General features: G+C 44.8%; 8 protein-coding genes. 7 read left to right on the top strand and 1 reads right to left on the bottom strand.

Annotated elements, in window-relative coordinates; all coding sequences use genetic code 11:
- Positions 1-29: 29 nt before the first annotated feature.
- Entirely contained in the window at positions 30-1,733 is a 1,704-nt protein-coding gene (locus ATG71_RS17775) for an Rqc2 family fibronectin-binding protein (protein WP_098440815.1), read from the bottom strand.
- A gap of 213 nt (positions 1,734-1,946) precedes the next feature.
- On the opposite strand from ATG71_RS17775, the gene ATG71_RS17770 reads away from it, so the two are divergent.
- The 7 genes from ATG71_RS17770 (at position 1,947) to priA (ending at position 10,614) form a co-directional block, all read left to right on the top strand.
- Positions 1,947-4,628, top strand: coding sequence for a cation-translocating P-type ATPase (locus ATG71_RS17770; protein WP_098440814.1), 2,682 nt, complete (start codon positions 1,947-1,949; stop codon positions 4,626-4,628).
- 170 nt (positions 4,629-4,798) lie between these two features.
- The gene (locus ATG71_RS17765; protein WP_098441891.1) at positions 4,799-5,674 is read left to right on the top strand and encodes a YicC/YloC family endoribonuclease; all 876 of its coding nucleotides are present in this window, start codon (positions 4,799-4,801) and stop codon (positions 5,672-5,674) included.
- A gap of 56 nt (positions 5,675-5,730) precedes the next feature.
- The gene (gene remA / locus ATG71_RS17760; protein WP_034755776.1) at positions 5,731-6,003 is read left to right on the top strand and encodes an extracellular matrix/biofilm regulator RemA; all 273 of its coding nucleotides are present in this window, start codon (positions 5,731-5,733) and stop codon (positions 6,001-6,003) included.
- Positions 6,004-6,618, top strand: a complete 615-nt coding sequence (gene gmk, locus ATG71_RS17755; RefSeq protein WP_034755774.1) for a guanylate kinase — start codon at positions 6,004-6,006, stop codon at positions 6,616-6,618.
- Positions 6,619-6,840: a DNA-directed RNA polymerase subunit omega gene (gene rpoZ / locus ATG71_RS17750; protein ID WP_034755771.1), complete on the top strand. Its 222-nt coding sequence runs from the start codon at positions 6,619-6,621 to the stop codon at positions 6,838-6,840.
- A gap of 134 nt (positions 6,841-6,974) precedes the next feature.
- Positions 6,975-8,204: a bifunctional phosphopantothenoylcysteine decarboxylase/phosphopantothenate--cysteine ligase CoaBC gene (gene coaBC, locus ATG71_RS17745; protein ID WP_098440813.1), complete on the top strand. Its 1,230-nt coding sequence runs from the start codon at positions 6,975-6,977 to the stop codon at positions 8,202-8,204.
- Entirely contained in the window at positions 8,191-10,614 is a 2,424-nt protein-coding gene (gene priA, locus ATG71_RS17740) for a primosomal protein N' (RefSeq protein ID WP_098440812.1), read from the top strand. Before coaBC ends, priA begins: the two co-directional genes overlap by 14 nt.
- Positions 10,615-10,616 lie beyond the last annotated feature (2 nt).

Genomic DNA, 10,616 nt, shown 5'->3' with positions numbered 1-10,616 from the left:
TTACTGAATGAAAGTGCATCTTGACTATATCAATCTTTTAACGATCGGACCAAATCCAGATCCGGTGTCACGTAAACGGTTTGCTGTCCTTCATAAATGACAAATCCGGGTTTGGCACCTTTAGGTTTCTTGACCTGTTTGACTTCGGTAAAATCAACGGGCACGGAGCTTGATTCACGGGCTTTACTGAAGTATGCGGCAATATTCGCCGCTTCCTTGATCGTTTTATCAGTTGGGTTGGGACTCTTGATGACAACGTGAGAACCGGGAATATCCTTCGTATGAAGCCAGACTTCATCCCTTCCTGCAACACGGTTGGTCAAGTAGTCGTTTTGTTTATTGTTTTTACCGACGAGAATCTGTGTCCCGTCAGTTGACGTGTAGTGTTCCAGTACGGGCTTCTGATTGGCCTTTTTCTTTTTTGTCTGCTTGCGGACCTTCAGGTAACCCTCTTCTTCAAGTTCCTCCCTGATCTCCTCCACATCTTTCGTTGAAGCTGATTCTAATTGTTGCAATAACTGTTCCAGATACACAATCTCTTCCCGTGCTTTTTCAATTTGTTCATGGACGATCTTGATTGCATTCTTTGCTTTTTGATAACGTGAAAAATAATTCTGAGCGTTATCGGAAGGCGACTTTTGAGGGTTTAATGGAATCGTGATACTTTCCCCATTTTCGTCATAATAATTGACAACGCTGACTTCCGTCATACCACGCTCTACAGCATATAGATTCGAAGTAAGGAGTTCACCGAGCAGCTGATAGCGGTCAGCCTGTTGTGCATCGTCAAGTGTCTGCTCGAGTTTCGTGATTTTGTTGACATTCTTATCCCTTTCATTTCGAATGAACCGCTCCAGGTCATTTCCTTGTTGCTTGACGCGATCCCGTGCAGCCTTCTGGTAAAAGAACCGGTCAAGCAGTTCACTTAAGGAAGGGAATGTTTGTTTTTCACCCTGAAGATGCTGAAGGTCCATCCAGTAGAACGTTTCCTTCCCTGCTGTGATCAGGGTCGGGGTTGTGTCATAGTTCTTGGCATGAGCAATCAACGATACGAATGACTCGGCAATGGCTGCCCCGCTTCCGATTCCGGCACGGTGTACGACTTCCTTCGCGTAAAGCGGTGAGATACCGGCGAATGATTGGACGATCTGTTTATCAAGCTTGCCCGAATTGAAATCAAGGGCACGTAAAACATCTACCGTCTCTGCTTCAAGTGGATCGAATTTATCCTGTTGAGGCGGTAACACATAGGTATGGCCAGGCAATACAGTACGATGCGTATTCATGCTCGGTGAAATATGCTTGATGCTGTCAAGAATCATATTTCGTTCTTTATCGATCAGAATGATATTACTGTGCCGGCCCATTATTTCAATGATCAGTTGTTTATAAGAGATATCCCCGATTTCGTTTCTGCCCTTCACTTCGAATACAATCATCCGATCCAGTTCGATCTGCTTGATCCCTTCGATGATCGACCCTTCTAGATGTTTTCGCAGCAGCATACAAAACATCGGAGGGACCGGTGGATTGTCATAATTCTCAGCGGTTAATTGAACACGTGAGTAACTTGGGTGAGCGGATAAAAGCACTTTATGGTTCTTTCCATTTGCGCGGATGACCATGATGATTTCATTTTTATAAGGTTGATGTATTTTGTTAATGCGTCCGTGTAATAGGTTTTCATTCAATTCTTTCGTCATGTTTCTAGTGAATAATCCATCAAATGACATATATAACATCCTCTGCTTCATGCGATTTCAGTATAGTTTATTTCTTCCGACTGGGGAGTGGTTAAAAAGTGGATCAAATGTAACCGATTTTATCTCCCTGGAAGGGAAAATGCAAAACATACTTAAATCATATCATTTTTTAGGACGAGTCTGAATAAGAATGCTATGAGAAGGACAACTTTTCGTATCGTAGGAGGAGAGTGACATGGTTGCATGAAATTTCATGAGATGAGACAAGAGGACATAGAGCAGTCATTAAATACCAATTATCAAGAAGGGCTTTCAACAGAAGAGGTAGCAATCAGACGGAAACAATTCGGGTATAATCAATTGGAAGAAGCTGAGAAGCAGTCAGCTTTATTATTGTTTTTCAGTCAGTTCAAGGACTTCATGGTTCTCGTGTTATTGGCAGCCACGCTCATTTCAGGTTTACTTGGTGAATACATCGATGCCATCGCCATCATTGCCATTGTCTTCATTAACGGCTTTTTAGGCTTTTTCCAGGAGCGGAAAGCAGAGAGATCGCTTCAGGCTTTAAAGGAGCTCTCTGCACCCCAGGTTTCAGTGTTAAGGGACGGAAAGTGGGTGAAAATCGTTTCTAAGGAGGTCATCATCGGGGATGTCATCCGCTTTGCAAGTGGAGACCGGATCGGGGCGGATGTACGTCTCATAGAAGCCAATAATCTTGAAATAGAAGAATCCGCCCTGACCGGGGAGTCATTACCCGTCACTAAATCCACAAACCCTGTAAATGGAGAAAATATGAGTCTCGGGGACTTAGAAAACATGGCATTTATGGGGACGATGGTCACGAGGGGAAATGGAATTGGTGTCGTGACTTCGATTGGTATGAAAACGGCAATGGGGCAAATCGCCGATATGATCCAAAACGCAGAAACCATGACCACCCCTCTTCAGAGAAGACTGGAAGAGTTAGGGAAAATCCTCATTACGGTTGCGCTTGTACTGACGGGATTGGTGGTAGGAATCGGCGTGATCCAGGGCCATGATATGTATACGATGTTCTTAGCCGGGGTTTCATTGGCCGTAGCAGCCATACCTGAAGGTTTGCCTGCCATTGTGACGGTTGCCCTTTCCCTTGGTGTGCAAAGGATGATCAAGAAGAAAGCCATCGTCCGAAAGCTGCCGGCAGTGGAAACATTAGGCTGTGCATCGGTGATTTGTTCGGATAAAACCGGAACCTTGACCCAGAACAAGATGACGGTCACACATCTGTGGAGTGGTGGAAGGACCTGGACCGTCACCGGCACCGGCTATGAACCGGACGGTCAATTTTATACCGGGGAAAAAAGGGTGACGCCTCACAGTGAAAATGCACTGCAGCAGCTGTTGACCTTCGGGATGCTGTGCAATCATGCAGAGCTTGTAACCCGCGAAAAAACCTTTATCGTCGATGGTGACCCCACGGAAGGGGCTCTCCTAGTAGCAGGGTTAAAGGCCGGACTTTCCAGGGAATCATTGCAGAAAAAATTCACGATTGTCAAAGAATTCCCTTTTGATTCCACAAGGAAGATGATGAGTATCATCGTGGCCGACCAGAATGGAAAGCATTTCTCCGTCACAAAAGGTGCTCCTGACGTATTGGTCGGGAAAAGCGAATCGATCCTGTGGGAGGGAAGACTTCAACCGAAATCACCAGAGGTCACCGAAAAAGTAGAAGGTGCCATCAGTGAAATGTCATCCAACGCTTTACGAAACATTGCGATTGCGTATAAACCGATCAAGGATCGGGCTGTTGAAGCGTTGGTGGAAGAGGACGTGGAAGAAGGGGTTACCTTCATCGGTTTACAAGGGATGATCGACCCTCCGAGACCTGAGGTGAAGCAGGCGGTGAAAGAGTGTCGTGCTGCCGGAATCAGGACGGTCATGATCACCGGGGACCATGTTCTGACGGCGAAAGCCATTGCCAAACAGCTGGGCATCTTGAAAAATAAAGACCGCGTCATGGATGGAAAAGAATTAAACGTAATGGAAGTGCATGAACTGGAAGAAATAGTGGATGAAGTGTCAGTGTTTGCACGTGTATCACCCGAGCATAAGCTGAAAATCGTCAAAGCCCTGCAAAACCGAGGGCATGTCGTGGCAATGACAGGCGATGGGGTCAACGATGCACCTGCCATTAAATCCTCGGATATTGGAGTCGCCATGGGGATTACAGGCACGGACGTATCAAAGGAATCTTCTTCGTTAGTCCTGTTGGATGATAACTTCGCTACGATTAAATCAGCCATTCAGGAAGGGAGGAACATCTATGAAAATATCCGCAAGTTCATTCGGTATCTGTTAGCTTCGAACGTCGGTGAAATCCTTGTCATGTTATTTGCCATGATTCTGGCTCTGCCGCTTCCATTGGTACCGATTCAGATCTTATGGGTGAACCTGGTGACAGATGGCCTCCCTGCCATGGCACTTGGTCTTGATAAGCCTGAGGATGATGTCATGAGAAGAAAGCCGAGACATCCAAAGGAAGGCGTGTTTGCAAGGGGGCTCGGGTGGAAAGTGGTCTCCAGGGGATTCTTGATCGGCGGGGCGACGCTGCTTGCGTTCATGCTGTCGTATAAGACACATCCGGATCACCTGGCGTATGCCCAAACCGTCGCATTCGCTACATTGGTCATGGCACAACTGATCCATGTGTTCGACTGCCGAAGTGAAGTATCGGTGTTTTCAAGAAATCCGTTTGGGAACATGTACCTCGTTTTTGCTGTATTATCTTCACTCATATTAATGCTCTTAGTCATCTATATCCCTTCCCTGCAACCGATCTTCCATACAGTACCGATTGTATTTAAAGATTGGCTCTTGATCATTGGTTTAAGCTCCGTTCCAACCTTTTTACTGGCAGGGTCATTTTTTGCAAGAAAAAAACAGTGAAATGTGGTATAATCCAAAAGGTAATAGAGAAAATCCTCTATTACCTTTTTTATATAAAGAGATATGTTGTACATATATGAGGGCTTCCCTTCTCAATCTATCAACACGAGATGAAAGTGAATTCGGTTATCTTACATACGAATATCGTCAAAGGATTGGATGTGATCGTAATGGTTGTCAGTATGACAGGCTTTGGAAGAAGCAAATCAGACTCTGAACAACATTCTGTAACGGTTGAAATGAAATCCGTGAATCACAGATTCAATGAATGTTACATAAGAATGCCGCGACAATTATTGAAGCTAGAGGATAAAATCAAGAAGCAAGTATCCCAAAATGTCAAAAGGGGAAAAGTTGATATTTTCATTACCATCACAGGGGACGGCCTTGTGCATAAAAATCTTCATATTGACTGGAAGCTCATTCAAGATTATTATCAGTTAGTAAATAAAGTGAAGGAAACCTACTCCTTAAAAGATGAAGTGCAATTATCACATCTCTTGAACAGAGAAGAATTCATCATGATTGAAGAGATGGAAGAAGAAAATGAAGAGCTTGAGAATCTGGTATTAAAAGCTGTGGATGAAGCAGCGATGGACCTTAGAAAGATGCGGGAGAAAGAAGGGGAACTTCTCAAGAAAGATTTTCTCATTCATCTTAGTCAGTTTGAAAAAAATATCACTGAACTGTCCAGTCATGCTCCTGAAGTGGTCGATCAATATAGAGAACGATTAAGAAAGAAGATTGCTGAATACAACGAAACATCTTTCGATGAAAGCCGTTTGCTTACGGAAGTGGCCATCTTTGCCGATAAGTCTGACATAACGGAAGAATTGACAAGACTTAAAAGTCATATTCAGTACTTTCACTCCACATTAATCGATTGTGGTCCTGTAGGCAGGAAACTGGATTTCATGATCCAGGAAATGAACAGGGAAGTGAATACGATTGGTTCGAAAGCAAATGATTCCCTCATTGCCACCATCGTTGTGGAACTGAAGTCAACACTTGAGAAGCTGAGGGAACAGGTGCAAAATGTAGAATAAGAAGTTTAGTTTCCTATCATTCAGGCGAAACTAAACTATTGATTAGGAGGAGCGTTATGTCGATCAAGCTCATCAATATAGGATTTGGAAATATCGTTTCAGCCAACCGGATTATTTCAATCGTAAGTCCGGAATCAGCCCCGATCAAACGCTTGATACAAGATGCAAGGGACCGGGGAACACTCGTTGATGCTACATACGGAAGAAGAACAAGAGCGGTCATCATTACGGATAGCGATCACGTTATTCTTTCAGCTGTTCAACCCGAAACCGTTGCTCATCGTTTGACAGATAAAGAGGATTTAGTAGAAGAAGGGCAGGGTAAATAAATGAAAGAAAAAGGATTGCTGATCGTTCTTTCCGGACCATCAGGTGTAGGGAAAGGGACAGTTCGTAAAGCGATTTTTTCCCAGGAAGATACAAGATTTGAATATTCCATCTCCATGACCACGCGGAAACCCCGTGAAGGAGAAGTGGATGGTGTAGATTATTTCTTTAAATCAAGAGAGGATTTCGAAGTGCTGATTGAGCAGGGGAAACTGTTGGAGTATGCAGAATTTGTAGGGAACTATTATGGAACCCCTGTAGATTATGTCCGGGAAACACTGGATGCAGGAAGGGATGTCTTCCTTGAAATCGAAGTACAAGGTGCTCAACAGGTCAGGGATAAGTTCCCCGAAGGTTTATTCATCTTTCTGGCACCCCCCAGTCTTTCTGAACTCCAGAACCGCCTTGTGACAAGAGGTACAGAGACAGATGATTTAATCAGGGGCAGGATGAATACAGCAAGAAAAGAAATCGAAATGATGAATTTATACGATTACATTGTTGAAAATGACCAGATTGAACATGCGGTAGATAAGATTAAATCCATTGTTCAGGCAGAACACTGCAAACGGGAACGAGTGCAACAACGATACTTAAATATGCTGGAGGCTGAATAAATGTTAAACCCATCCATTGATTCATTAATGAAGAAGATTGATTCAAAATATTCGTTAGTCAGTATTGCGGCTAAGCGTGCAAGAAACCTGCAAGACACGGGGGATTACCGTTTGAACCGTTATGATTCTCATAAATTCGTAGGTAAGGCCCTTGAAGAAATTCATGCCGGTCAGCTATCTATGAAAGAAAGAGATGCCAAAGCCGTTTATTCTGATGAATAGACTGGCGGGTCTCATTGAATAACACCAGGGGTTGACTCGGAAGATTTCATCATCTTTCGGGACAACCCTATTTTCTTTTTCTATCAATATCCTTCATAATATAAGAAGGATAAAGAGTAATGGGGGAAAGTAGAATGATGCAGGGGAAAAGAATACTATTATGTGTATCTGGTGGAATAGCTGTATACAAAGCGGCAGCCTTGACCAGCAAGCTGGTGCAGGGCGGTGCTGAAGTGAAGGTGATCATGACGGAGTCGGCACGTAAATTTGTGGCCCCTCTCACGTTTCAGGCATTATCCCGCCAAGATGTGTATTGGGACACCTTTGATGAAAAAGATTCATCAAAAATTGCTCATATCGACTTGGCGGATTGGGCTGACCTCGTACTGGTGGCACCTGCCACGGCAAACATCATCGGGAAGCTTGCAAACGGGATTGCAGATGACATGATCACAACGACGATTCTTGCAACGACGGCAAAGGTGTGGATCGCCCCGGCCATGAATGTACATATGTATGATCATCCAGCAGTGAAAAGGAATATTGAAACCCTTTTTGGGTTCGGCTATCAATTTGTTGAACCGAGTGAAGGGTATTTAGCCTGTGGCTATATTGGCAAGGGAAGATTGGAAGAACCCGAGAAGGTAGTGGAGCTGGTTGATCGTTTTTTCCAGGAGCGTGACAGCGAGAGAAAGCTGCTTGAGGGGAGAAAAGTAGTGATCACGGCCGGTCCGACGAGGGAGATGGTGGATCCTGTGCGATTCTTCTCCAATCGTTCAACCGGGAAGATGGGGTACGCCCTTGCTGAAGCGGCGGTTTCCCTTGGAGCGGATGTCGTATTGATCTCAGGACCTTCGGGATTACCGATTCCAGCTGGTGTTGAATTTGTCTCCGTGACGACTGCTGAAGAAATGTATGATAGGGTGCATGAAGTTTTTCCATCTGCAGATATCATCGTAAAGAGTGCAGCAGTCGCCGACTACCGTCCTAAAGAAATATTTGAAGATAAGTTAAAGAAAAAAGATGGAAATCTAGTGATTGAATTTGAGCGTACAAAGGATATATTGATGAGCCTTGGTGAAAGGAAGACACACCAATACCTCATCGGATTTGCAGCCGAGACGACAAACGTCGAAGAGTATGCCAAGGCGAAGCTTGTGAAAAAACGGGCAGATATGATCGTTGCAAATAATGTCAAAGAAACGGGATCCGGGTTCGGAACAGATACAAACAAAGTATCGATTGTCACGAGCGGGGGAGACGTTCTCGAGCTGCCTTTATTATCAAAGATAGAGGTAGCCAAAGAAATCTATAAAGAAGCTAACCGGCACATAAAGAAGGGTTCCTCACATGAACGTAGCTAGCGTCATTGTCGACGTTCCTGCCATGCAGACGGATCGAACGTATGATTACAGTATCCCGGATGAATGGAAAGGCAGCATCGTTCCCGGTATGAGGGTCGTCGTGCCTTTTGGTCCGAGGAAAATCCAAGGCTTTGTCATTGAATTAAAGGAAAAAGGGGAAGTCTCGAAACTTAAATCGATCATCGAGCCGATGGATCTCGTACCCGTCCTGAACAAAGAATTACTCGCCCTCGGCAACTGGTTGACGGAGAAAACCCTCTGCTTTAAAATCTCAGCCTTCCAAGCAATGCTTCCTGCAGCCATGAAAGCGAAGTATGAAAAATTCCTTCGACTTGAAGAAGACAGGAATCCGGGTGAGCTTCACCTCTCCCTCCAACGCTTCTTTCAGAGCGGTAGAGAGGTCTCCTGGAGTGCAATCGAAGAAAGCGGCATGCTCCCCCTCGTACATAAAGAGGTAAAAAAAGGCTCTGTTGAAGTCATCTACAGAGTGAAAGCAAAATTGAATAAGAAAACTGTACGTAAGCTTTATCTGAACGTACCAATCGATCAAATGGATGAAGTGAAAGAGAGTTTGCCGTCCCAGGCCAGTAAACAAAAACAAATCATCGAATATATGATAGATGCGGCCCCTGGTGGTGATGGGATACTCGCATCCACCCTGATGGAAGTGATGGCCACGACTTCAAGTACCGTAAAGTCACTAGTCCAAAAAGGGATCCTTGTTGAGAAAAACGTGGAAATGTACCGTGATCCTTTTGAAAACAGAACATTCGAGAAGACATTCCCCCTCTCATTGACTTCCCAGCAGGAAGAGGCGATCGGTCCCATATTGAGTACCATCGATCAAAGAAAGCATCACACATTTCTTCTTTACGGAGTTACAGGGAGCGGGAAAACAGAGATTTATCTGCAATCCATCCAACGGGTACTCGAGGAGGGGAAAGAAGCGATTGTTCTTGTTCCAGAGATTTCCCTTACCCCTCAGATGGTACACCGCTTTAAAGGAAGGTTTGGTGACGATGTCGCCGTCCTTCACAGCGGATTATCAGTCGGGGAAAAGTATGATGAGTGGAGAAAGATCCAACGCAAGGAAGTGAAAGTGGTGGTAGGAGCCCGTTCTGCGGTTTTTGCCCCTTTTGAAAATATCGGTATCATCATTATCGATGAAGAGCATGAAACCAGCTACAAGCAAGAAGAAAATCCACGTTATCACGCACGGGACGTCGCGATCTATCGAGGGGAATTCCATCAATGCCCGGTGATCTTAGGCAGTGCGACCCCTTCCCTGGAATCCTTCGCCCGGTCTTCAAAACGGGTATACGGACTATTGACGCTTGATAAACGCATGAATGACGGCCCGCTTCCATCCGTAGACATCGTGGATATGAGAGAGGAACTGAGGAAGGGAAACCGTTCCATGTTTTCAACCAACCTGTTCGAAAAGCTCCAGGGAAGGCTTGAAAAGGGAGAGCAAACGGTCCTTTTTCTAAATCGCAGGGGGCACTCTTCGTTCATCATGTGCAGAGATTGCGGCTTTGTCCTGCAATGTCCGAATTGCGACATCTCCTTGACCTATCATCGATTTTCCAATGGGATGAAATGCCATTATTGTGGTTATGAAGAAAGGGTCCCATCCACATGTCCCGAATGTACAAGTGAGCATATCCGTTATTTTGGGACGGGTACACAGAAGGTAGAGGAGGAATTGACGAAGCTCCTCCCGGATGCAAGGATCATTCGTATGGATGTCGATACCACATCCCGGAAAGGTTCACATGAAAAATTGCTAACGGCTTTCGGGGAAGGCAAGGCAGATATCCTCCTTGGTACGCAAATGATTGCAAAGGGCCTGGATTTTCCAAATATCACCCTTGTAGGTGTACTCAGTGCGGATACGATGCTCCATCTGCCGGATTTCAGGGCAGCGGAAAAGACGTTCCAATTATTGACCCAAGTAAGTGGAAGGGCTGGCAGGCACACACTTCCCGGGGAAGTAGTGATTCAAACGTACACACCGGAGCACTACTCGATCGAATTAGCATCCAATCATGATTATAATCGTTTCTATCAGCAGGAAATGATGATGAGAAAAATGGGATCCTATCCACCTTTTTACTACATCACGCTGATCACATTAAGTCATGAAGATCTAATGAAGGTTGTGGATATTTCAGAGAAAATGACGGCTTTCATCCGGTCAAAGCTATCCGATACAACGATCATCCTCGGACCGGTTGCATCGCCCATTCCCAGGATCAAGAATAGATACCGCTATCAATGTTTGATAAAATACAAGCGTGAACCAAATCTTGGGAGCACGTTAAAAACAGTACTGGATCAATTTCAGCAGCAATATGCATCTCAAGGGTTAACCATCTCCATAGATGTGAACCCTTATATGATGATGTAACA

This window comes from Bacillus sp. es.034 (genome assembly GCF_002563655.1).
In the GTDB taxonomy this organism is placed as follows: domain Bacteria; phylum Bacillota; class Bacilli; order Bacillales; family Bacillaceae_B; genus Rossellomorea.
The sequence above is the reverse complement of the archived record's forward strand: the minus strand, read 5'-3'. Positions and strand labels throughout refer to the sequence as shown.

Coding starts and splice junctions, on each gene's coding strand:
- ATG71_RS17775 (WP_098440815.1), bottom strand. CDS start 1,733: ATGTCATTTGATGGATTATTCACTAGAAACATGACGAAAGAATTGAAT.
- ATG71_RS17770 (WP_098440814.1), top strand. CDS start 1,947: ATGAAATTTCATGAGATGAGACAAGAGGACATAGAGCAGTCATTAAAT.
- ATG71_RS17765 (WP_098441891.1), top strand. CDS start 4,799: ATGGTTGTCAGTATGACAGGCTTTGGAAGAAGCAAATCAGACTCTGAA.
- remA (WP_034755776.1), top strand. CDS start 5,731: ATGTCGATCAAGCTCATCAATATAGGATTTGGAAATATCGTTTCAGCC.
- gmk (WP_034755774.1), top strand. CDS start 6,004: ATGAAAGAAAAAGGATTGCTGATCGTTCTTTCCGGACCATCAGGTGTA.
- rpoZ (WP_034755771.1), top strand. CDS start 6,619: ATGTTAAACCCATCCATTGATTCATTAATGAAGAAGATTGATTCAAAA.
- coaBC (WP_098440813.1), top strand. CDS start 6,975: ATGATGCAGGGGAAAAGAATACTATTATGTGTATCTGGTGGAATAGCT.
- priA (WP_098440812.1), top strand. CDS start 8,191: ATGAACGTAGCTAGCGTCATTGTCGACGTTCCTGCCATGCAGACGGAT.